General features: G+C 66.0%; 25 protein-coding genes. 14 read left to right on the top strand and 11 right to left on the bottom strand.

The annotated features are described in order from the left end of the window. Nucleotides 1–15 precede the first annotated feature (15 nt). From MF607_RS05535 to MF607_RS05520, 4 genes are all read left to right on the top strand, one after another. On the top strand, nt 16–894 hold the full coding sequence (locus tag MF607_RS05535; protein ID WP_242116805.1) for an alpha/beta fold hydrolase: 879 nt from the start codon (nt 16–18) through the stop codon (nt 892–894). Continuing rightward, nucleotides 891–2027: a glycosyltransferase gene (locus MF607_RS05530; protein WP_242116572.1), complete on the top strand. Its 1137-nt coding sequence runs from the start codon at nt 891–893 to the stop codon at nt 2025–2027. The genes MF607_RS05535 and MF607_RS05530 overlap by 4 nt, the downstream gene beginning before the upstream one ends. Before the next feature lie 153 nt (nt 2028–2180). Then, nucleotides 2181–3584, top strand: a complete 1404-nt coding sequence (locus tag MF607_RS05525) for an NAD(P)H-dependent flavin oxidoreductase (protein ID WP_242116804.1) — start codon at nt 2181–2183, stop codon at nt 3582–3584. Then, complete coding sequence (locus tag MF607_RS05520; RefSeq protein ID WP_242116571.1) at nt 3584–4039, top strand: hypothetical protein; 456 nt, start codon at nt 3584–3586, stop codon at nt 4037–4039. The genes MF607_RS05525 and MF607_RS05520 overlap by 1 nt, the downstream gene beginning before the upstream one ends. Before the next feature lie 34 nt (nt 4040–4073). On the opposite strand, the gene MF607_RS22665 is transcribed toward MF607_RS05520, so the two are convergent. Beyond that, on the bottom strand, nt 4074–4268 hold the full coding sequence (locus tag MF607_RS22665; RefSeq protein ID WP_277925742.1) for a YMGG-like glycine zipper-containing protein: 195 nt from the start codon (nt 4266–4268) through the stop codon (nt 4074–4076). A 127-nt stretch (nt 4269–4395) separates the two neighbouring features. Between MF607_RS22665 and MF607_RS05510 the strand changes: the two genes are divergently transcribed. Next, complete coding sequence (locus tag MF607_RS05510) at nt 4396–5076, top strand: glutamine amidotransferase (protein WP_242116570.1); 681 nt, start codon at nt 4396–4398, stop codon at nt 5074–5076. A gap of 182 nt (nt 5077–5258) precedes the next feature. Here MF607_RS05510 and MF607_RS05505 read toward each other — a convergent pair whose 3' ends face one another. Together MF607_RS05505 and MF607_RS05500 are read right to left on the bottom strand one after the other, a co-directional pair. Further along, on the bottom strand, nt 5259–5825 hold the full coding sequence (locus MF607_RS05505) for a hypothetical protein (protein ID WP_242116569.1): 567 nt from the start codon (nt 5823–5825) through the stop codon (nt 5259–5261). A gap of 101 nt (nt 5826–5926) precedes the next feature. Continuing rightward, complete coding sequence (locus MF607_RS05500) at nt 5927–6928, bottom strand: 2-hydroxyacid dehydrogenase (RefSeq protein WP_242116568.1); 1002 nt, start codon at nt 6926–6928, stop codon at nt 5927–5929. A gap of 98 nt (nt 6929–7026) precedes the next feature. Here MF607_RS05500 and MF607_RS05495 point away from each other — a divergent pair, with 98 nt between their 5' ends. From MF607_RS05495 to MF607_RS22660, 5 genes are all read left to right on the top strand, one after another. After that, nucleotides 7027–7509 carry an SH3 domain-containing protein gene (locus MF607_RS05495; RefSeq protein WP_242116567.1) on the top strand — a complete coding sequence of 161 codons (483 nt, stop codon included), beginning with the start codon at nt 7027–7029 and terminating at the stop codon, nt 7507–7509. Nucleotides 7510–7782: 273 nt separating this feature from the next. Further along, nucleotides 7783–9978: a S9 family peptidase gene (locus tag MF607_RS05490; protein ID WP_242116803.1), complete on the top strand. Its 2196-nt coding sequence runs from the start codon at nt 7783–7785 to the stop codon at nt 9976–9978. Nucleotides 9979–10052: 74 nt separating this feature from the next. Next, nucleotides 10053–11411: a DUF418 domain-containing protein gene (locus MF607_RS05485; RefSeq protein WP_242116566.1), complete on the top strand. Its 1359-nt coding sequence runs from the start codon at nt 10053–10055 to the stop codon at nt 11409–11411. Between the two features lie 59 nt (nt 11412–11470). After that, nucleotides 11471–12496: an aspartate-semialdehyde dehydrogenase gene (locus MF607_RS05480; RefSeq protein WP_242116565.1), complete on the top strand. Its 1026-nt coding sequence runs from the start codon at nt 11471–11473 to the stop codon at nt 12494–12496. 82 nt (nt 12497–12578) lie between these two features. Then, nucleotides 12579–13277, top strand: coding sequence for a methyl-accepting chemotaxis protein (locus MF607_RS22660; protein ID WP_277925741.1), 699 nt, complete (start codon nt 12579–12581; stop codon nt 13275–13277). A gap of 3 nt (nt 13278–13280) precedes the next feature. Here the strand turns inward: MF607_RS22660 and MF607_RS05465 are convergent, their stop codons facing one another. Continuing rightward, nucleotides 13281–13820, bottom strand: a complete 540-nt coding sequence (locus MF607_RS05465) for a YitT family protein (protein ID WP_242116802.1) — start codon at nt 13818–13820, stop codon at nt 13281–13283. Between the two features lie 255 nt (nt 13821–14075). Here MF607_RS05465 and MF607_RS05460 point away from each other — a divergent pair, with 255 nt between their 5' ends. Together MF607_RS05460 and MF607_RS05455 are read left to right on the top strand one after the other, a co-directional pair. Then, nucleotides 14076–14513, top strand: a complete 438-nt coding sequence (locus tag MF607_RS05460; RefSeq protein ID WP_242116564.1) for a GFA family protein — start codon at nt 14076–14078, stop codon at nt 14511–14513. 4 nt (nt 14514–14517) lie between these two features. Further along, a complete protein-coding gene (locus MF607_RS05455) occupies nt 14518–15258 on the top strand; it encodes an alpha/beta fold hydrolase (protein WP_242116563.1) in 741 nt (246 codons plus the stop codon). 134 nt (nt 15259–15392) lie between these two features. Here the strand turns inward: MF607_RS05455 and MF607_RS05450 are convergent, their stop codons facing one another. Then, a complete protein-coding gene (locus tag MF607_RS05450) occupies nt 15393–16061 on the bottom strand; it encodes a glutathione S-transferase family protein (RefSeq protein ID WP_242116562.1) in 669 nt (222 codons plus the stop codon). A 76-nt stretch (nt 16062–16137) separates the two neighbouring features. Between MF607_RS05450 and MF607_RS05445 the strand changes: the two genes are divergently transcribed. Further along, nucleotides 16138–16755, top strand: coding sequence for an exopolysaccharide biosynthesis protein (locus tag MF607_RS05445; protein ID WP_242116561.1), 618 nt, complete (start codon nt 16138–16140; stop codon nt 16753–16755). Nucleotides 16756–16874: 119 nt separating this feature from the next. Here MF607_RS05445 and yihA read toward each other — a convergent pair whose 3' ends face one another. The 6 genes from yihA to MF607_RS05415 form a co-directional block, all read right to left on the bottom strand. After that, nucleotides 16875–17543, bottom strand: coding sequence for a ribosome biogenesis GTP-binding protein YihA/YsxC (gene yihA / locus MF607_RS05440; RefSeq protein WP_242116560.1), 669 nt, complete (start codon nt 17541–17543; stop codon nt 16875–16877). Further along, nucleotides 17540–19237: a membrane protein insertase YidC gene (yidC, locus tag MF607_RS05435; RefSeq protein WP_242116559.1), complete on the bottom strand. Its 1698-nt coding sequence runs from the start codon at nt 19235–19237 to the stop codon at nt 17540–17542. Before yidC ends, yihA begins: the two co-directional genes overlap by 4 nt. A gap of 16 nt (nt 19238–19253) precedes the next feature. Then, complete coding sequence (yidD, locus tag MF607_RS05430; RefSeq protein WP_242116801.1) at nt 19254–19466, bottom strand: membrane protein insertion efficiency factor YidD; 213 nt, start codon at nt 19464–19466, stop codon at nt 19254–19256. Nucleotides 19467–19495: 29 nt separating this feature from the next. Beyond that, a complete protein-coding gene (gene rnpA / locus MF607_RS05425) occupies nt 19496–19828 on the bottom strand; it encodes a ribonuclease P protein component (RefSeq protein ID WP_277925740.1) in 333 nt (110 codons plus the stop codon). A 5-nt stretch (nt 19829–19833) separates the two neighbouring features. Further along, nucleotides 19834–19968 (bottom strand): 50S ribosomal protein L34, encoded by a 135-nt coding sequence (rpmH, locus tag MF607_RS05420; RefSeq protein ID WP_055760664.1) that lies wholly within the window; start codon nt 19966–19968, stop codon nt 19834–19836. Between the two features lie 73 nt (nt 19969–20041). After that, nucleotides 20042–20323 carry a hypothetical protein gene (locus MF607_RS05415; protein ID WP_242116558.1) on the bottom strand — a complete coding sequence of 94 codons (282 nt, stop codon included), beginning with the start codon at nt 20321–20323 and terminating at the stop codon, nt 20042–20044. Between the two features lie 114 nt (nt 20324–20437). On the opposite strand from MF607_RS05415, the gene MF607_RS05410 reads away from it, so the two are divergent. Continuing rightward, the gene (locus tag MF607_RS05410) at nt 20438–21943 is read left to right on the top strand and encodes a YifB family Mg chelatase-like AAA ATPase (protein ID WP_242116557.1); all 1506 of its coding nucleotides are present in this window, start codon (nt 20438–20440) and stop codon (nt 21941–21943) included. Nucleotides 21944–21948 lie beyond the last annotated feature (5 nt).

Raw genomic sequence — 21948 nt, 5'->3', positions numbered from 1 at the left:
GCGATATGGGGGGCGATGGCGCTATCCGACAAGCAACGCTTCACCGATGGCTATTGGTGGTCGAACGACGGCCTCCGGTTGCATTATCGCGACTATGCGGGGCGGGACGACCGGCCGGCGATCCTGTGCCTGCACGGGCTGACCCGCAATGCGCGCGATTGGGAGGATGTCGCCGACCGGCTTGCCGGACAATGGCGGCTGATCGTTCCCGAGATGCGCGGGCGCGGGGAAAGCGGCTATGCCCGCGATCCGATGACCTATGTCCCGCTGGTCTATCTGCAGGATGTCGAGGCGCTGCTGAACCAGCTGGAATTGCCGCAGGTCGTCGCGTTCGGCACGTCGCTGGGCGGCATCCTGACCATGTTGCTGGCAGCGACCGATCGCGACCGGATCGCGGCGGCGATGCTCAACGATGTCGGGCCGGAACTCGATCCGGTCGGGTTGGGGCGCATTCGGGGCTATGTCGGCAAGCAGGTCAGCCACCCAACCTGGATGCACGCGGCGCGTGCTGTCGCCGAAGCGAATGGCGACGTCTATCCGGGGTACGAGGTGCAGGACTGGCTGCACATGGCCAAGCGGCTGCACCGGCTGAATTCGGCGGGGCGGATCATCCTCGACTATGACATGAAGATCGCCGAGCCGTTCCGCGTGCCGGGGAACGAGGCGGGACCGGACATGTGGCGCGCCTATGAAGCACTGGCCGGCAAGCCGGTGGCGATCGTTCGCGGCGAACTGTCCGATATCCTGCCCGCGCAGGTCGCGGCGGCGATGGCGGCGCGTATCGATACGGCCGAGTTGACGACGGTCGATCAGGTCGGCCATGCCCCGACCCTGACCGAACCGCAGGCGGCGGGGGGGATCGACCGGTTGCTGGCGCGGGTGGCGGGGGCGTGAGCGCGCCGGTCCGCATCCTGCACCTCCATTCCTCCTTCGCCTATGGCGGCAAGGAGGCGCGGGCGATCCGGCTGATGCACGCATGGGGATCGAACGCCGTCCACACGATCGTGTCGGGCGTGCCCGAACGGACCGAGGCGCAGGCGGCGATCGGCAAGCATATCCGCTACGAGATCGCCCAGAACCCGCCGCCGCTGACCGGCAAGCCATCGGTCGCGCGGTTCGAGGCGATCGCGAAATATATGCGCCGCTTCGATCTGGTGCTGACCTATAATTGGGGCGCGATCGACGGGGTGATGGCGCGGCGGGTGTTCGCCAAGGGCGCGCCGCCGATTGTCCATCACGAGGACGGCTTCAACGAGGACGAGGCCACCCGGCTGAACCCGGTACGCAACCTGTATCGCCGCTTCGCGCTGGGCGCGGCCGAGGCGCTGGTCGTGCCGTCGGAGCGGCTGCTGGACGTGGCGCGGTCGGTGTGGAAGCAGCCCGATAGCCGGCTGCACCTGATCGGCAACGGCGTACCGGTCGCGCGCTTCGCGCAAGGGTGCGCCCCCGAGGCGATCCCCGGTTTCCGCCGCAAGCCGGGCGAGGTCGTGATCGGCTGCGTCGCCGGGCTGCGCGAGGTGAAGGACCTGCCGCTGCTGGTGCGTTCGGTCGGCGGCATTTCGGTCAAGGTGCGGCTGGTGATCGTCGGCGAGGGGCCGGAGCGGCAGAATATCCTCGACGCCGCCGAGGCGATGGGCATCGACGACCGCGTCCACCTGCCCGGCTTCCTGCCCGAAGCGTGGCGGTACATGGGGCTGTTCGACATCTTCGCGCTGTCGTCGAAGAGCGAGCAGCAGCCGATTTCGGTGATGGAGGCGATGGCGGCAGGGCTGCCGGTCGTCGCCCCGCCGCTCGGCGATATCGGCAGGATGGTGTCCGAGCCGAACCGGCCCTATATGGGCATCGACCGGATGGAAGTGCATCTGCGCGACCGGCTGCAGATGCTGGCGGTCGATCCGGCGGCGCGCCATTATGTCGGCGAAAGCAACCGTGCCAAGGCCTATGCCGAGTTCGACGAAGCGACGATGATCGCCAGTTACAAGGCGCTGTACGAACGCGCGATCGGGCGGCCAGGGGCGCTGGGGTAACGGCAGGATCGCCGCGCTCCATGCCGACCCGCGGGTCCGGCACCGCGCAGGCCTCGCAATTTGCTCGCGTTCGGCGTCGGCTGCGATTAATGACGCTTCGATGCGATCGTCGGTTCAGTCCGCCCCGCACCGAAGTTCCCGCTGGAGGTCATGTTGTTCAAAGGTCTGTCGCCCATCGTCTATAACGGCCGTGAAGTCTGGCCGCTGATCGAAGGGGGCAAGGGCGTTGCCGCGACGAACCACGCCTCGGCCGGTGCCTGGGCGGCGGCGGGCGGGATCGGCACCGTCTCGGCGGTCAATGCCGACAGCTATGATGCCGAGGGCAAGATCATCCCGCAGGTGTACAAGGCGCTGACCCGCCGCGAGCGCCATGAGGAACTGATCGAATATGCGATCGAGGGCGCGGTGCAGCAGGTGCGGCGCGCGTGGGAGATCGCCGGCGGCAAGGGCGCGATCAACATCAACGTCCTGTGGGAAATGGGCGGGGCGCAGCGCATCCTGCACGGCGTGCTCGAGCGGACGCGGGGACTCGTCTCCGGCGTGACCTGCGGCGCGGGCATGCCGTACAAGCTGTCCGAGATTACTGCCTCCTATGGCGTCAGCTATCTGCCGATTGTGTCGTCGGGCCGGGCGTTCCGTGCATTGTGGAAGCGTGCCTATTCGAAGGCGGCGGAATGGCTGGCGGCGGTGGTCTATGAGGACCCGTGGCTGGCGGGCGGGCATAACGGCCTGTCGAATGCCGAGAATCCGCTGGAGCCGCAGGACCCCTATCCGCGTGTCCGCGACCTGCGCGCGACGATGCGCGAGGGCGGCATTTCCGACGACGTGCCGATCGTGATGGCCGGTGGCGTCTGGTATCTGCGCGACTGGAACGACTGGATCGACAATCCCGAGCTCGGCAAGATCGCGTTCCAGTTCGGCACCCGCCCGCTGCTGACGCAGGAAAGCCCGATCCCCGAGGAGTGGAAGGCGAAGCTGATGGAGATCGAGGAGGGCGAGGTGCTGCTGCACCGGTTCAGCCCGACCGGCTTCTATTCGTCCGCCGTCCGCAACCCGTTCCTCCGCCAGCTCGAAGCGCGGTCGGAGCGGCAGATCGCCTTCTCGACGCAGGAAGCGGGCGATCATGTGTTCCAGCTCGACGTCGGGGTGAAGGGCAAGAATTTCTGGGTGACGCAGGGCGACCTGCTGCGCGCCCGCGAATGGTTCGGGCTGGGCTTTACCGATGCGTTGAAGACGCCCGACAATACGCTGGTGTTCGTGACGCCCGAAGAGAAGGGCATCATCCGCAAGGATCAGGCCGACTGCATGGGCTGCCTGTCGCAGTGCAGCTTTTCGAGCTGGGCCGATAGCGAGACCAATTCGACCGGACGGCTGGCCGATCCGCGCAGCTTCTGCATCCAGAAGACGTTGCAGGACATCGCGCATGGCGGGCCGACCGACCAGAATCTGATGTTCGCAGGGCATGCCGCGTACAACTTCAAGCGCGATCCCTTCTATTCCAACGGGTTCGTGCCGAGCGTGAAACAGCTGGTCGATCGGATCCTGACCGGCGATTGATGCGGCTGTCGGGCGATCACGTCGCGGCGCTGGCCGTGGTCGATCGCCTGTTGCGTCGGGCGCAGGAACCGTGGTGGGTGATTGCGGGCGCCGCAGTAGCGCTGCATGCGGCCGAGCCGGTCGCAGTCGACGATGTCGACGTGCTGCTGGCGATGTGTGACGTGCCGTTGGTCGCGGACGTGCCCGGTCTAGTGCGCAAGGGCGGGGCGGGCAATGCGCTGTTCCGCTCGGCCTTCTACGCCTCGCTGCCGGTCGGCGGGATCGATGTCGAGTTCATGGCCGGTTTCGAACTATGCGGTGCGGCGGGCTGGCAGCCGGTCTGGCCGCGATCGCAGGTATTCGTCGAGGTCGGCGGTCTTGCCGTGCCGACCCCGGACCGCGCTGAACTGATGACGATGCTGACGGCGTTCGGGCGGCCCAAAGACCTGCAACGGGTCCGGTTGCTGGAGAACTGACCGGGACAGCGCGTGCCGCCCGGGTCGATCCCGATCAGTCGTCGGCGACGGTGCCGACCACCGCACCGCCGACGCCACCCACGGCCGCGCCCTTTTCGACATTGCCGCCGGTCGCGGCGGCAATACCGGCACCGCCCGCCGCGCCGATCGCGCCGCCGCGCAGCGTCGAACAGGCGGCCAGCGTGCTGCCGGCGGCGAGGGCGAGGACGATAGTCGCGATCTTTTTCATGGGGTTACTCCTGTTGTACACACAGGGCCGCCAATGGTTTTGCCCCGCCGGGGTTCCAAACCCGTCCCATTGCAACACAAAGAAACATTACAGGTGCCATTAACCTGCGTCGCGATAGACTGCGCCCATGAAGTCCGCGTTGATCGTTCGCCACGTTCCCTATGAAGGCTGTGCCGGATATCGTGCGCCGGTGGAGGCGGCGGGCTACGTCATCGACCGGATCGACGTGACCGATCCCGCCTTCGCCACCGCCGACCTGACCGCGCCCGACCTGTTGATCGTGATGGGCGGGCCGATGGGAGTGTATGACGTCGCCGACCACCCGTGGATCCCGGGCGAGATCGCGGCGCTGTCGCGACGGCTGGCAGCGGACCGGCCGACGCTGGGCATCTGTCTGGGCGCGCAGATGATGGCGGCGGCGCTGGGGGCTGAGGTCTACAAGGGCGGCGGCGGGTGCGAGATCGGGTTTGCGCCGATCGATCTTGCCGATGAACAGTCGCCGCTGCGCCATGTCGCGGGGGTGCCGGTGCTGCATTGGCATGGCGACACGTTCGACCTGCCCGAAGGGACCGAGTTGCTGGCGACCACCGCGCGCTATCGGCAGGGGTTTCGGCGGGGGAGCAACCTGCTGGCGCTGCAATTCCATGCCGAGATGGGCGAGGATGCGCGGTTCGAGGCTTGGCTCGATTATCTCGATTGCCCGAACCATCGCGGCGAACTGACCGAGGAGTACCGGACGCTGGGACCGGCGGCGGTGCGCGCGGGGCAGGCGATGATTGGCGAGTGGCTAAGTGGTTTGAAGAATTGAGGTTTTTGGCCAAAGTTCACTAAGTTCACACTTGCGGCGTGTTCGCGCGTTGTGTGGGGCGGTGGTGTCGAAGAACGGGGGGGCTGGCAGGGAATGGCGGTGATGTTGGCAGGCATGGGGGGTGTAGGAAAGTTTGGAATAACTCGTTCTCGTGACCCAGCCGACGCCGGGCGGCGTCAAATCTACACTCGCACTTGGTTCTGGATCAGCTCGTAAACGCGCCGCGCGCCGTCAATGCGGAAAAACTGGGCTGTGCTTTGAAGCGACGGAAGCCACCAATTCAGTGCGTTCATTCCGCCCCATGGCCCAATGGAAGCAGCTTCGAAGGTCAAGGTGCCAGTCTGATCGCGGTACTCTGCCAACTCAAGTCGTGGCAGCCGACTAATATCGAGCGAGGTAATCTTACTTCCACGTAGCACGAAAATACGCTTATCAGTCACTGCATAGCATGTATTTTTACGGATGTAAGCATCGTGGAGGAAGCGGCCAACAACGAAGTATAGTCCTATAAGCAGAAACGGTATGCCCCATAAGCGAAAGAATAACGGTGCCGCCGATTCGCCTCCGAAGCCTCCCCATACACCTATATTCCAGAATATTACAAAACCGCACCACATGAGGCTAAAGGGAATGAGGAAGGTATCTTTCCCGCTTAAAGTAACCCCTTGTTTTGGCTGGCCGGTCCAGACGACCCGTTCGCCGTTAAATAGGTACGGTTGGAATCGTTGGGCCACCTGAGACTGATTCATATGGGAATGAGTAACGACGAAACCTTTATGGGGCCAGTCTAATAGTCGGTGTAACCGCAAATTTCTGCGCGCGGCCGAACGCAATCCTTTAACCCTTTGCCCTACCGCAACCCCTCCAACACCTGATCCGGCGGCCGATGCCCGTCCGCCCAGACGCGGATGTTGGTGATCACCTTCTCCCCCATCGCCACGCGGCCCTCCAGCGTTGCCGATCCCATATGCGGGGTCATCACGACATTGGGCAGCGCCAGCAGGCGGGGGTCGATCGCCGGTTCGTGTGCCCAGACGTCCAAGCCGGCACCGGCCAGCCGCCCGCCCTCCAGCGCGTCGACCAGCGCCTCTTCGTCGACGATGCCGCCGCGCGAGGCGTTGATGAGATAGACGTGGCGGCGCAGGCGGGCGATGCGGCGGGCGTCGAGCAGGTTCTCGCTGTCGGCATTGCGCGGCGTGTGGATGGTCAGCAGGTCGATCTGCCCCAGCATTGCGTCGAGATCGGCATGCCACGTCGCGCCGAGTTCGGCCTCGACCACCTCGGGCAGGCGGTGGCGGTTATGGTAATGGATCGACAGGCCGAAGGCGCGGGCGCGGCGGGCGACGGCTTGACCGATACGGCCCATGCCGATGATGCCCAGCGCCTTGCCGCCGATGCGGTGGCCTAGCATCCCGCCGGGGCTCCACCCCTTCCACTCGCCCGATCGGACCAGCTTTTCGCCCTCAGCCAGCCGGCGCGGCACGGTGAGGATCAGCGCCATGACCATGTCGGCGGTATCTTCGGTGAGCACGCCGGGGGTGTTGGTGACGATGATCCGGCGGGCGCGGGCGGCCTTCAGGTCGATATGGTTCACCCCCGCGCCGTAATTGGCGATCAGGCGCAGGCGGTCGGGCGCGGCGTCGATCAGCGCGGCGTCGATGACGTCGGTGACGGCGGGGACCAGCACGTCGCAATCGGCCATGGCGGCGGCGAGTTCGTCGCGGGTAAAGGCATGGTCGTCGGGGCTGAACACCGTGTCGAACAGCGTCGCCATCCGCCCCTCGGTCGCAGCCGGCAGGCGTCGCGTCACCTGGACTCGCGGATGGCGGGGCGGGGGCGCGGTACCGTTCATGGTTACCGGATTGGCGCTTGGGCGAACCTGCGTCAACGGCTTGCGGGCATGGTGTCGTTGCCGATACAGGCGGGGTTCGGACAAAAGGGGACGATAACATGCGCTTCGCAAGGCAATCGATCGCGGTCGCGTCGATGCTGGTGGTGCTGGCGACCGGATCGGCGGAGGCGCAGCGCCGCAAGCCGCCTTATTATGCGTCGATCGCGGCGGGCGAGGCGCGGATGCGCAGTGGCCCCGGCAAGAATTATCCGACGCAATGGGTGTATCGCCGCGCCGACCTGCCGATCAAGGTCGTCGACATCTATCAGGACTGGCGCCGGGTCGAGGACCCCGACGGCACGCGCGGATGGTTGCAGGTCGGGTTGCTGAGCGACCGGCGCACCGCGTTCGTCGGGCGCGAGGTGATCGAACTGCGCGCGTCGCCGCAATCGGGCGCGGCGGTGGTGTGGCGCGCGGCGCCGGGCGTGGTCGGGCGGCTGTCGCGGTGCAACGGCGCGTGGTGCTTCTTCGACGTGCGCGGGCGCGGTGGCTATGTCGAACAGGCGCGGCTGTGGGGCGTCGATCCGGGCGAGACCATGTAGGTTTTCGCCCCGCCGAGAAATACGTCATTCCAGCGTAGGCTGGGATATCCCGCTGATAGCGGGCTACAAGAGCCGCCTGAGGCCCCAGCCTTCGCTGGGGCGACGTCTTCGGTGCCCGGCACGAAGACCGAGGTCCCAATTGGGCCATTTACCTACGCCCCCTGTGAAGCGATAACCGTTGTTACGATCGGCGCGGTTTCACCGCAGGACATATGGGGCAATATGGTCAAATGGTTGATGGGTGCGGCGTTGCTGGCATTGGGGCAGGCTGGCATGGCGAGTGAACCGGCAGCGCCGGCGGCGGTGAGCGAGGCGGCGAAGGCAGGGGATCTGACGCTCGAACGCGTCTTTGCCAGCCCCGATCTGAACGGTGCCGCGCCGCAGAATCTGCGGCTGTCGCCCGACGGCAAATATGTGACGCTGCTGCGCAACCGTGCCGACGAACGCGAGCGGTTCGACCTGTGGGCGATGGACACGACCAGCCGCGAATGGCGGATGCTGGTCGATTCGAAGAAGGTCGGCACCGGCGCCGCGCTGTCCGAGGCGGAGAAGATGCAGCGCGAGCGCGACCGGTCGCTGACCGGCAAACGCGGCATCCTCGCCTATGACTGGGCGCCCGATGGCAAGTCGATCCTCGTGCCGTTGGACGGCGACCTGTATCTGGCGTCGATCGACGGCAATGTCCGGCGGCTGACCAACAGCGAGAGCGGTGAGCTGAACCCGGTGGTCAGCCCCGAGGGGCGCTATGTCAGCTTCGTGCGCGACCAGAATCTGGTGACGCTCGACCTCAAGACGGACCAGGAGACGCCGGTCACGACCGAGGGCAAGGACACGGTCCATTTCGGCGAGGCGGAGTTCGTCGCGCAGGAGGAAATGGACCGGCGCACCGGCTATTGGTGGTCGCCCGACGACCGACTGATCGCGGTCGAACGCTTCGACGAGGCTCCGGTCGGCATCGTCACCCGATCGGCGATCGGGGCCGAGGGAACCAGCATCTATCAGCAGCGCTACCCGAAAGCTGGGACGGCCAACGTGCTGGTCGAACTATATGTCATGAAGCCCGATGGGTCGGGCAAAGTGAAGGTCGATCTCGGCCCAGATCCCGATATCTATCTGGCGCGGGTCGACTGGACGCCCGATGGCAAGGCGCTGCTGGTCCAGCGGCAGAACCGGTCGCAGACGAAGCTCGACATGCTGCGCGTCGATCCGGCGACGGGCGCGGCGACACTGTTGTTCAGCGAGGAGAGCGGGCCGAAAAGCTGGGTCAACCTGTCCAACGCCTATCACGCGATGAAGGACGGTAGCCTGATCTGGTCGTCGGAGCGTGACGGCTATGCGCATCTCTACCGCTGGAAGGGCGGCAAATGGACGCAGCTGACCAGCGGCAAATGGATGGTGTCCGATCTGGCCGGGGTCGATGAGGCGAAGGGGCGCATTTATTTCCTCGCCAACAAGGACGATGTGCTGGAGCGGCAGCTGTACCGCGTCGATCTGAACCGGCCCAATGCCATCACCCGGCTGACCGAACGCGGCTGGTCGTACAGCGCATCGATGGATGGGAAGGCGTCGCGGCTGATCGTGTCGCGTTCCAACCCCGACCAGCCGGCGCAGACCTATCTGGCCGATACCGCCGCCAAGCGGATCGCGTGGATCAATGAGAATGCGCTGACCGGCGATCATCCGTATGCGCCCTATGTCGCCAGCCACCGCCCGACCGAGTTCGGCACGATCAACGCGGCGGACGGTTCGACGCTCTACTGGAACATGATCACGCCGAAGCTGGAGCCGGGCAAGCGCTACCCCGTGTTCTTCTCGCATTACGGTGGCCCGGGAAGCCAGGTGGTGAAGCGCGCCTGGGGCGGGGCGCTGCGGCAATATCTGGTCGACCGCGGCTGGATATGGTTCGAGATCGACAATCGCGGATCGCCCGAGCGCGGCAAGGTGTTCGAGGATCAGATTCATCAGGCGATGGGGACGGTCGAGGTCGACGACCAGATCGCCGGGGCGAACTATCTGAAGACGCTGCCGTTCGTCGCGCCGGACAAGATCGCGACCTATGGCTGGTCCTATGGCGGCTATATGACGCTGAAGATGCTCGAAAAGGCGCCGGGGGTGTTCGCCGCGGGCGTGTCGGGCGCGCCGGTATCGCGCTGGGAGCTGTACGATACCCATTATACCGAGCGCTATATGGGCGATCCGCGCGTCGTGGGCGATGCCTATACCGCGTCGGCGGCGGTGCCCGATGCAGCGAAGATCAGGGATCCGCTGCTGCTGATCCACGGCATGGCCGACGATAACGTCGTGCTCGAACATTCGACCGCGATGATGGCGGCGATGCAGAAATCGGCGACGCCGTTCGAACTGATGCTGTATCCGGGGCAGACGCACCGGGTCGGCGGTCCCGGCATCAGCGAACATCTGTGGAAGACGATCCTCGATTTCCTCGACCGGCAAGTCGTCGAGAAGTAACCTCTGAACGAAGTATTGACGCCCGACTTTCCCCAAGCCTAGCCTGACGGCCGAGGACTTGGGGGAGTCGGACGATGGGGGAAGCTGTCATCGGGATCGCGCCGGTCACCGGGCGGGCGCGGATCGACGTGCTGGACGTGCTGCGCGGACTGGCCATCCTCGCCATCTATTACATGAACATCGCGTCGCAGGCGTCGCCGATCACCAAGCTGTTTGCCGATCTGCGCTGGATCGGCTGGACGCCGATCGACAAGTTCGCGTGGAGTTTCGTCTTCATCTTCCTCGAAGGGACGCAGCGCGGCACGCTCGAATTGTTGTTCGGTGCGGGCTCCATGGTGCTGACCGCGCGGGCGATGCGTCCCGACGGGCCGGTCGCGGTCGCCGATCTCTTCTATCGCCGGACCTTGTGGTTGTTGTTCTTCGGACTGGTCAACGTGTTCGTCGTGCTGTGGGTCGGCGACATCCTGACCATCTATGCGCTGGCGTCGCTGTTCCTGTTCCCGTTCCGCCTGCTGGGACCGAAGGCGCTGGTCGCCATTGGCAGCCTGTTCGCGATGTTCACGGCGGTCGGCGGCACCATAGAATATATTCCCCGGCTGGCGATGCAGGCAAAGGTCGAGCGTGCCGAGGCGGCGCAGGCCGCCGGCCGTCCGGTCGCGAAGGACGACGCCAAGGCGCTGGCCGAATGGAACCAGAAACTCGCCAAGCGCCAGCCGAACGCGAAGATGGCGAAGGATCTGGTCAAGGAGCGCAAGGCGCATGCCGGCGGCTGGCTGCCCTATGCCAGCTTCGGCTGGAATGGCTGGATGACGTTCATGGTCGGCAAGGGCTTTATCGCGATCGCGGTCGTCGAGGCGTTCTGCATGATGCTGATCGGCATCGCGCTGTGGAAATGGCGGGTCATTCAGGGCGGCCGCACGGCGCGCTTCTATCTGGGGCTGACCCTTGCCGCCTATGGGTTCGGCATCACCGCCCGCGCCGTCGGGGTGGCGGAGGTGCTGCCCTTCCTGCCGACGGCCAAGACGATCTGGATCACCGAGGAAGCGGCGCGGATCGCGGTCAGCATTGGCCATGTCGCGCTGGTCAACCTGGCGATGAAGTCCGCCACGGGTGCGCGGGTGCTGGCACCGTTCAAGACGGTCGGGCGCATGGCGTTCTCGGTCTATTTCCTCGAACAGATCATCGGCCTGCACATCCTGTTCGCGCCCTATGGCTTCAACCTGTGGGGTCGTTTCGGCCATGCCGGGCAATTCGCCATCGCCACGGGCGTAATCATCGTCAGCACCGTGACGGCGCTTGTCTACGCGCGGTTCTTCGCGATGGGACCGCTCGAATGGGCGTGGCGCAGCCTCGCCTACTGGCAGCGCCAGCCGTTCCGCCACCCGCGCGGGCCGGCGGAGGTGCTGCCCGGGCCGACGCTGGCGGCGGCGTGACTTTACAAAAGGTGCAGAACCGGTATGCCGCGCGCAAGATTTGATCGCGGAGAAGTCGAGTGGGTTATCGGGTAGTCGTCGCCGGGGCGACCGGCAATGTCGGTCGCGAAATGCTGAACATCCTGGCCGAGCGCGAATTTCCGATCGACGACCTGGCGGTGCTGGCATCGTCACGCTCGGCGGGCGAGATGGCCGATTTCGGCGAGACCGGCAAACAGTACAAGATCCAGAACATCGAGCATTTCGATCCGGCCGGATGGGACATGGCGCTGTTCGCGATCGGCAGCGAGGCGACCAAGGTCTATGCGCCGAAGTTCGCCGCCGCGGGCTGTACGGTGATCGACAATTCGTCGCTGTACCGGATGGATCCCGACGTGCCGCTGATCGTGCCCGAAGTGAACCCCGGGGCGATCGACGGGTACAAGGCGCGCAACATCATCGCCAACCCCAACTGTTCGACCGCGCAGATGGTCGTGGCGCTCAAGCCGATCCACGACGCCGCGAAGATCACGCGCGTCGTCGTCGCCACCTATCAATCGGTGTCGGGCGCGGGCAAGGCGGGGATGGACGAGCTGTTCGAACAGAGCCGCAACATCTTCGTCGGTGACTCGGCGGAACCGAAGAAGTTCACCAAGCAGATCGCGTTCAACGTGATCCCGCATATCGACAGCTTCCTCGACGACGGGTCGACCAAGGAAGAATGGAAGATGGTGGTCGAGACCAAGAAGATCCTTGATCCCAAGATCAAGGTCGTCGCGACCTGCGTCCGCGTGCCGGTGTTCGTCGGCCATAGCGAGGCCATCAACATCGAGATGGAAAACGAACTGTCGGCCGAGGACGCGCAGAAGATCCTGCGCGAGGCGCCGGGCATCATGCTGGTCGACAAGCGGGAGGACGGCGGATACGCGACGCCGATCGAATGCGTCGGCGACTTTGCCACCTATGTCAGCCGCGTGCGCGAGGATTCGACCGTCGAGAACGGGCTGGCCCTGTGGTGCGTGTCCGACAATCTGCGCAAGGGCGCGGCGCTGAACGCGGTGCAGATTGCGGAATTGCTGGGACGCCGGCACCTGAAAAAGGACTGATGGTCCGCAGACGGACATAGTTCGTCACAAACGGCAGGCAGTTCCTAAAGGGTCGTTAACCAGTCCGCGGTATATTTTGCGCATGGATACGGGACCCGTTCGCGACGATGCCGTGCATCAGGGTGCATGGGAAGCGATCTGTCGTTCGCAGGCAGTCATCGAGTTCGCGCTCGACGGCACGATCCGGTGGGCGAACGACACGTTCCTCGCCACGATGGGCTATGGGCTGGCCGAGATCGTCGGCCGGCACCATCGCATCTTCTGCACGCCCGCCGACGGTATCTCGCCAGCCTATGCCGCGCTCTGGCGGAAGCTGGCCGCGGGTGCGTTCGAGGGCGGGCTATACCGGCGGATCGACCGGCACGGGCGCGACGTGTGGTTGCAGGCGACCTATAACCCGGTGCTCGACGAGCAGGGGCGCCCGTCGAAGATCGTCAAGATCGCGACCGACATGACCCGGCAGATTGCGCTGGAGCATGAGGTGCAAGCGCGGCTGGAAGAGGGCAACCGCTTCCGCACCGCGCTGGAGGGGCAGAAGGAGGCGCTGCAATCGGCGATGACGCAGCTGGCGGGCATCGTCGCGTCGATCGGCGACATCACTGCCCAGACCCGGCTGGTCGCGCTGAACGCCGCGATCGAAGCGGCGCGGGCGGGGGAAGCGGGCACCGGCTTCGCGGTCGTCGCGCGCGAGGTGAAATCGCTGGCCGACGATATTCGCGCCGCGACCGAGCGTGCAGCGGCGATGCTGCGCGATCACGGCGGGGCTGCGCTGAACGCGTAACCGTCAATAGCCGGTATAGCGACCCGGCCGGTGCCATGCGATCAGAATGCCGCTGATCGCCGCGGCGCTGAGTGCCGACCATGCCACCTGCACCGGTGCCACCACCGCGAACGATGCCGCGAGGATGCCGAGGTCGATCGCGATCTGGGTGCGCCCGGCATTCCAGCCGCGGGTCCGTTGCAGCCATAAGGTGACCACGCCGGTGCCGCCGACACCCGCGTCGTGACGGGCGAGCGCGAGGATGCCCATGCCGATGACGGTCCCCCCGGCGATCGCGGCAAAGGCGGGATGCACCTCGACGATGCGGAAGCCGTAGCGTGCCATGGTCGAGAACAGCGCGATGCCGGCATTGACGGCGATCGTGCGCAGCATGAACCGCGTCCCCATCGCGCGCTTGGCGAACAGGAAGAACGGGATGTTGATGAGCGTGAACAACACGCCGGTCGGCAGCGGCACGAGATAGGATACCAGCAGCGCGACCCCGGCGATGCCGCCGGTCACCAGCCCCGCCGCCCGCAGCAGCGCCAGCCCGAGCGCGATCATCACGCACCCGACGATGATGGCATAGACGTCTTCGGACCGGCTGTGCGGAACGGCGCTATTGGGCAGGGCGGGGGCGATGGCGTTGGTCTCCGGTCAGGCCGGCATCCTCCCCGTTGTTGTTTTGTTGCGTGGGTTACTATCCTGCTTCGGGGGGCAGGTGAAGCAGCTAATTCAGATGGGTCCGACGCGCTATGGATCGTGGCGGGAACCGGTGCCGGGTCGCCCGGTTTGTGATTTGCAACGAAAGGACGTCGCATGGCCGAAGTGGTATCGGGCGGGTGTCAGTGCGGGCGGATCCGCTACACGGCGACGATCCGCGACGATTCGGCCTATCTGTGCCATTGTCGCATGTGCCAGCGGGCGACCGGCGGCGTGTCGATCGCGTTCAAGAACCTCGCCAAGCGCGACGTGGCATGGGAACGACGGCCGGACCTGTACGCATCGTCGCCGATCGCAAGGCGCGGATTTTGCCGGGAATGCGGGACGCCGATCAGCTTCGAATTCCCCGATGGCGACAATCTCGACCTGACGATCGGCAGCTTCGACGAACCGGCGCGGTTCCGGCCGCACCACCATTTCGGAGTCGAAAGTTGGCACCCGCAATGGCTCGACACGCGTGGCCTGCCCGAATATCGCGCGGACGAACATCCTCCGACTGTCGAACGCTGGAAGAACGCACTTGGCCCATCCTGAACCCGTGACCCACCGCTTCGCCAGTTTCGACGGGGTCGAGATCGCCTGGACCGAACTGGGCGAGGGGCGGCCGGTGGTGCTGATCCATGGCTATTTCAGCGATGCGCAGACCAATTGGGTGAAATATGGCCATGCCGCGAAGGTCGCGGCGCTGGGGCGTCGGGTCATCCTGCCCGACCTGCGCGCACATGGACTGAGCGCCCGGCCGCATGATGCCGCCGCCTATCCGCCCGATGCGCTGGCCAAGGACGGGATGGCGCTGATCGAGCATCTTGGGCTGACCGACTATGATCTGGGCGGCTATTCGCTCGGTGCGCGGACGTCGGTGCGGATGGTGGCGATGGGGGCGACGCCGGGCCGGCTGGTGCTGAGCGGCATGGGGCTGGAGGGACTGCTCGACACCGGGCGGCGCGCGGCGCATTTCCGCCGCATCCTGACCAATCTCGGCAGTTTCGAGCGTGGATCGAGCGAATGGATGGCCGAGGCGTTCCTGAAGACCACCGGCGGCGATCCGGTGGCGTTGCTCGGCATCCTCGATACCTTCGTCGATACCTCGCGCGCGGAACTTGCCGGGATCGCGCAGCCGGTGCTGGTGCTGGCGGGGGAAGAGGACGACGATAATGGCAGCCACCGGGCGCTCGCCGATCTGCTGCCCGATGCGCGGCTGGTCGAGACGCCGGGCAACCACATGAGTGCGGTGGTGAAGAAGGAACTCGGCGACGCGATTGCGGCGTTTCTGGCGTAACTCCTTCCCGGCACGGGGAGGGGGACCAGCGAAGCTGGTGGAGGGGGGCGTCGGCATACGCAAGAGTGGCGTTGCGGGGCGATCGCCCTCCACCACCGCTTCGCGGCGGTCCCCCTCCCCATGCCGGGAAGGAGTTACTTTACCGGCTGCTCATATTGTTCCAGCACCCATTCCTCTTCCTGCGCGGCGGCGATCCAGTCCTGCATCCAGGGATGGTTGATGAGGGTGATGATGTACCCCATCGCGAAGCGCGGGCAGGGCAGCGAATAGGTGACGATCCGCGTCGCGACCGGCGCGAACATGATGTCGGCCGCGCCGAATTCGCCGAACAGATAGTCGCCGCCATGGCCGAAGCGCGCCCGCGCCTGCGCCCATAGTTCGTAGATGCGCGACAGGTCGGCCAACACGTCCTCGTCGGGCTGGACCGGGTCATAGACCTGCCGGACGTTCATGCTGTGCTTGCGGCGCAGCGGCGCAAAGCCCGAATGCATCTCCGCCGCCATCGACCGCGCCATCGCGCGCGCCGCCGGATCGGCCGGCCAGAATTTCTCGCCGCCCGATTTTTCATTGAGATATTCGACGATCGCGAGGCTGTCCCACACGACGATCTCATCGCCGTCCCACAGGATCGGGACCTTGCCCGACGACGGCGCGAACTCGTCGCCCTCGCGGCGCTTGTCCCAGTCGGCGTCGTAGAGTGGCACGACGACCTCCTCGAACGGCAGGCCCGACAGCTTGGCCGCCAGCCAGCCGCGCAGCGACCAGGAGGAATAGGCCTTGTTCCCGATGATGAGCTTCAGCATGGGCGCGGTCGTGCCACGTCGTTCCCGGCGTGTCGAGCCATTGGAACCGCGACCGAAACGATCCGTTGCCAATGCCATGGCGGATAACGACAGAAGCGGGGATCCGCATAGCGTCGGCGAGGTGCTCGACCGGTTGCAGCAACTGGGCGAGCAGGCCGGCGACGACAAGGCGAGGCTGGGCGACATGCTGGAGGCGCTCGGCCAGCGTGCCTATGGTCCATTCTTCATCATCTTTCCGATGATCGACATCTCGCCGGTCGGCGGCATTCCGGGGCTGCCGACGGCGATGGCGGCGGTGATGATCCTGCTGGCGGTGCAGTTGGTGTTCGGGCGCAAACATCTGTGGCTGCCGGGATTCCTCGCCAATCGGGGGTTGAAGGGGGAGAAGCTGGTCAAGGTCGCCGACAAGACGCGGCCAATCGCGAAGCGGATGGACAAATGGTTCCATGGCCGTCTGCCGGCACTGACCAGGGGGCCGATGGTCAAGGTCGCGGGGGTCGCGGTGATCCTGCTGTGCCTGACCGTGCCGCCGCTCGAACTACTGCCCTTTGCCAGTACCGCGCCGATGGCGGCGATCATGGCGTTCGGCATCGCGCTGCTGGTGCGTGATGGGGTGTTGATGATGGTCGCCTGTGCGCTGTCGGTCGGCGCGGTGGCGCTGGGGGCGGGGTTGTTCGCGTCGCGGCAGGGATAGGTTTCCCCAGAGAGCGTCACCCAGCGCAGGCTGGGGTCTGCCCGTTGGAGCGCGTAGCATCCGCCACATAGAGACCCCAGCCTGCGCTGGGGTGACGTGATTGGGAATGGGGGCGAGCCTTACCCGATCGACTCGATCACCGCCGCGCGCAGCTCTGCGATGCCCATGCCCTTCTCGCTCGACGTCGAGATGACGTCGGGGTGCGCGGCGGGGCGCTTGCGGACTTCCTCACCGACCGCGGCATAGACGTCGTCGAGTTCGGTCGCCTTGATCTTGTCGGTCTTGGTCAGGACGATGCGATAGCTGGTCGCCGCCTTGTCGAGCATTTCGAACACGTCGCGGTCGACATCCTTGATGCCGTGGCGCGAATCGATCAGCACCAGCGTGCGCTTCAGCACCTGTCGTCCGCGCAGATAATCGTTCACCAGATAGCGCCACTTGCGGACCATGTCCTTGGGCGCCTTGGCGAAACCATAGCCGGGCATGTCGACCAGCCGTAGTTTGAGCGGCGTGCCGATGTCGAAGAAGTTCAGCTCCTGCGTCCGCCCCGGCGTGACCGAGGTCCGCGCCAGCGAGGTGCGGCCGGTCAGCGCGTTGAGCAGCGACGACTTGCCGACGTTCGACCGGCCGGCAAAGGCGATCTCCGGCACGTCCGGCGACGGCAGATGCTCGAGCGACGGCGCGGACTTCAGGAACTGGATCGGCCCTGCGAAGATCTTGCGCGCCGCTTCAATCTGTTCGGGATCGAAGCGGTCGTCGCCCGGCGGCGGGGGCGGCAGATCGTTCACTTCGCGGCCGCCTGTTTGAGCGCAGGATGCCGCGAATAGAGCAGCTGCTGCTGCGCGATCGTCAGCAGGTTCGACGTGATCCAGTAGACCTGCAAACCGACCGCGAACGGCGCCATGATGAACATCAACACCCACGGCATCAGTCCGAAGACCTGCTTCTGCATGTCGTCCATCGGCGCCGGGTTCAGCTTGAACTGGAAGTACATCGAGATGCCGAGCAGCACCGGCACGATGCCGATCGCGAGGAAGTGCGGCGGGGTGAAGTCGAGATAGCCGAACAGGTTCAGGATCGTCGCCGGATCGGGCGCCGACAGATCCTTGATCCAGCCGACGAACGGCTGGTGCCGCATCTCGATGGTCAGCAACAGCACCTTGTACAGCGCGTAGAAGATCGGAATCTGGATCAGCGTCGGCAGACAGCCCGCGACCGGATTGACCTTCTCCTCCTTGTACAGCTGCATCATCTTCTGCTGCAGCTGCGGCTTGTCGTTCTTGTACCGCTCCTGCAACGCCTTCAGCTTCGGCTGGATGGCGCGCATCGCCGCCATCGACGCGAACTGGCGCTGGGCGATCGGGAACATCAGCCCGCGGATCGTGACGGTGAGCAGGATGATCGCGACGCCGAAATTGCCGACCAGACGGAACAGCCAGTCGAGATAGACGAAGATCGGCTCCTCGACGATGCGGAACCAGCCCCAGTCGATCGAACGCGAGAAATAGGGGACGCCCTGCGCCTCATAGGCGTTGAGCAGCTTGTTCTCCTTGGCACCGGCGAAGAAGCGCACGCTCTGCGTCAACGCCTGTCCCGGCGCGAGTGCGGTCAGCGTCGGCGAACGATAATCGGCCTGATGCCGCTGGTCGCCGCCCTTCAGCGTCAGCGTGTGCTGTACGCCCTGATCGGGGATCAGCGCGGTCATCCAGTAATGGTCGGTGAAGCCGAGCCAGCCGCCCTTGGCGTTGAAGCTCTCGGGGGCTTCGTCGATGTCCTTGTAGTCGACGTCGAACTTCACGCCGTTGCCCGCTTCGTAGACCGGACCGACCTGGATCGTCATCGTATCCTTGTCGACGGGCGCGCCGCGGCGGCTGAGCAGGCCATAGGTCGCGACCTGGATCGGCTGCGGCCCGGCATTGGCGATGCTCTGGCGGACGGTGAACATGTAGCCGTCATCGACCGAAATCTGCATCTGGTAACGCTGCGTGCCGACGGTGGTCGACAGCGTGACCGGGGTCTGGGGGGTCAGCTTCGTGCCGGTCGCGGTCCACAGCGCGTCGGCGGGCGGTGCCGACACGCCGGTGCCGCTCCAGCCGAACTGCGCGAAATAGGCGTCGGCCGTGCCCGAGGGCGACAGCAGGCGCACCGGCGGCGAATTGGCGGCGATGGTTTCCTTGTGCTTCACCAGCACGAGGTCGTCGATGCGGCCGCCGCGCAGGTTGATCGATCCCTGCACGCTGGGCGTTTCGATCGCGATGCGCGGGGTTTCGCGCAGGACCACCGCCCGGTCGCGAATCGCGTTCGCGGTATCGGCGGCGGGATCGGTCGCCGGATTGGCGATGGGCTTGCTCTTGCCGTCCTCCAGCTTCGTCACCGGCGGGTTGGCAGCCGGGAAGAAGTGGTTGGCGATGTACGGCCAGCCGAACAGCACCAGCGCAGCCAGTACCGCGAACAGCAGGAAATTCTTCTGGTCGTTCTTCACGCGAAATCCTCAGGCTCTAAGGCACCGGGTCGTGGCCGTGCCCGCCCCAGGGATGGCAGCGCGCGATGCGTTTCGCGGCCAGCCAGCCCCCCTTTGCCGCGCCATAGCGGGCAATGGCGGTGATTGCATAGGCCGAACAGGAAGGTTGATAGCGGCAGGACGGCGGCAGGATCAGCGACGGCCCCAATTGCCACGCGCGCGCGACCAGCATCAGCATGCGCGCGGCGATGCCCGGCCGGGGCGATTCGCCGTCGCCGGTCACCGCCGGACCTTGCGCAATGCCTTGGTCAGATCGGCCTTGAGATCGTCGAAGGGGCGTTCGATGCCGCTTGCCCGCCCGATCAGTACGTGATCGGCACCGACGACGCCCAGTTCGGGCAGCATTTCGGCGGCAAGCGCGCGGAAACGCCGTTTCATCCGGTTACGGACGACGGCGTTGCCGACCTTCTTCGATACGGTAATGCCGATTCGCATCGCATCGGGCGATTCGGCCAATTCGTCCACGCGGCGCGGTCGCACCAGCAGGACGAAGCCGGGCATGGGGGCCCGGCGTCCCGCATTCGCCGCCAGATAATCCCGGCGGCGAAGCATTTTCTTTAGGCCGACAGCTTCTTGCGGCCGCGCGCACGACGGGCGCGGATCACGTTGCGGCCGCCCGGCGTCGCCATGCGCGAGCGGAAGCCGTGACGACGGGCCCGTACCAGGTTGCTCGGCTGAAAAGTCCGCTTCATCACTCATTCCCCGGGTATTCAAACTGCTAGAACGTAAAAAGCCGCCAGTGACGGCGGCCGCGTGGTCAGCCCCTTAGCGATGCACCACTTCCAAGTCAACGGAGGAGGTTGCGATCCCGGCCCGTTCGCGTCGCCGTCTGGCGCTCGGCCGGCGCAGCGCCCGGTCCGACAGGGCACGCGTTCGGGGAAAGCGGCGCATGGTCCGGGCGTAGCGCCGTCGCGCCCAGCGCGAGTTGCGCAGGATCAGCGCCAGCCCGGCGGCGAAGGTGAAGATCCCGACCGGTCCCGGTAGCACCGCGACCACCGGCGTCGCGAGGATCAGCAAAGCACCGAGCGCCAGGAGGAGGATCTGCATGATATGTCGCCATGCCACCCGTGTGTTGCCGGTTCAAGACGGCTGCGACGCCCGGTCGCTTGACCGCGCCGATCCGATGCGGGACACGGCGGCCCAAGGGGAACAGGGGCACTCATGGTCGCGATCGTATCGACGGCGGCGTATCTCGGACTCGAGGCGCGGGAGGTGGAGGTGCAGGTGCAACTGGCACCGGGCGTCCCGGCGTTCGTCGTGGTCGGGCTGGCCGACAAGGCGGTGGGCGAAAGCCGCGAACGGGTCCGCGCCGCGATCGCCGCGATCGGGCTGTCGCTGCCGCCCAAGCGGATCACGGTGAACCTGTCGCCTGCCGACCTGCCCAAGGAAGGTTCGCATTACGACCTGCCGATCGCACTCGGCCTGCTGGCAGCGATGGGGGTGGTCGATGCCGAAACGCTCTCCGACTATCTGGTCGTTGGTGAACTGAGCCTCGACGGGCGGATCGCGGGATCGCCCGGCGTGCTGCTGGCGGCGATGCTGGCGAGCGGGGAGGGACGGTCGCTGATCTGTCCCGCCGAACAGGGTGCGGAGGCGGCATGGGCCGGCACGCCGGTACTCGCCGCGCCCGACCTGCTGTCGCTGCTCAACCATTTGAAGGGCGAGCAACTGCTCGGCAATCCCGAACCCGGCGGGGCCGAGGACGGGTGGCGCGGCAACGATCTCGCCCAGGTAAAGGGGCAGGAAACCGCCAAGCGCGCGCTGGAGATAGCGGCGGCGGGCGGCCACAACCTGCTGATGGTCGGGCCGCCGGGGGCAGGCAAGTCGCTGCTGGCGTCCTGTTTGCCGGGCATATTGCCGCCGCTGGATGCCGCCGAGGCGCTGGAAGTGTCGATGGTCGCGTCGGTCGCGGGGACGTTGACCGGCGGGCGGATGACGCGGGTGCGGCCGTTCCGATCGCCGCATCATTCGGCGTCGATGGCGGCGCTGACGGGCGGCGGGCTGCGGGTCAAGCCGGGCGAGATCAGCATGGCGCATCTGGGCGTGCTGTTCCTCGACGAACTGCCCGAGTTCCAGCGGGCGGTGCTCGATTCGCTGCGCCAGCCGCTGGAGACGGGACAGGTCAGCGTGGCGCGCGCCAATGCGCATGTGACCTTTCCGGCGCGGGTGCAGTTGATTGCGGCGATGAACCCGTGCCGGTGCGGCCATCTGGGCGATCCGGCGCTTGCCTGTGCCCGCGCACCGCGCTGTGCCGCCGATTACCAGGCGAAGGTGTCGGGGCCGCTGCTCGACCGCATCGATCTGGCGATCGAGATGGCGGCGGTGAGCGCCGCCGATCTGGTGCTGCCGCCGCCCGCCGAAGGATCGGCCGAGGTCGCGGCGCGCGTGGCGGCGGCGCGGGCGGTGCAGCGCGAGCGCTATGCCGGCGATGGGGTGCGGACCAATGCCGAGGCGGATGGCGGTGTGCTCGAACGTGTGGCGGTGCTCGACGTGCCGGCACGGACACTGCTGGCGCAGGCGGCGGAGTCGATGCGGCTGTCGGCGCGCGGCTTTCACCGGGTGTTGCGGGTCAGCCGGACGATCGCCGATCTGGCGGGGGCGGAGGGGATCGGGCGGGCGCATGTCGCAGAGGCGCTTAGCTATCGGCGGCGCGCTCCGACCAATTGAATGAT

It is taken from the genome of Sphingomonas lacusdianchii (assembly GCF_022664395.1).
Taxonomy (GTDB): Bacteria; Pseudomonadota; Alphaproteobacteria; order Sphingomonadales; family Sphingomonadaceae; genus Sphingomonas; species Sphingomonas lacusdianchii.
The sequence above is the reverse complement of the archived record's forward strand: the minus strand, read 5'-3'. Positions and strand labels throughout refer to the sequence as shown.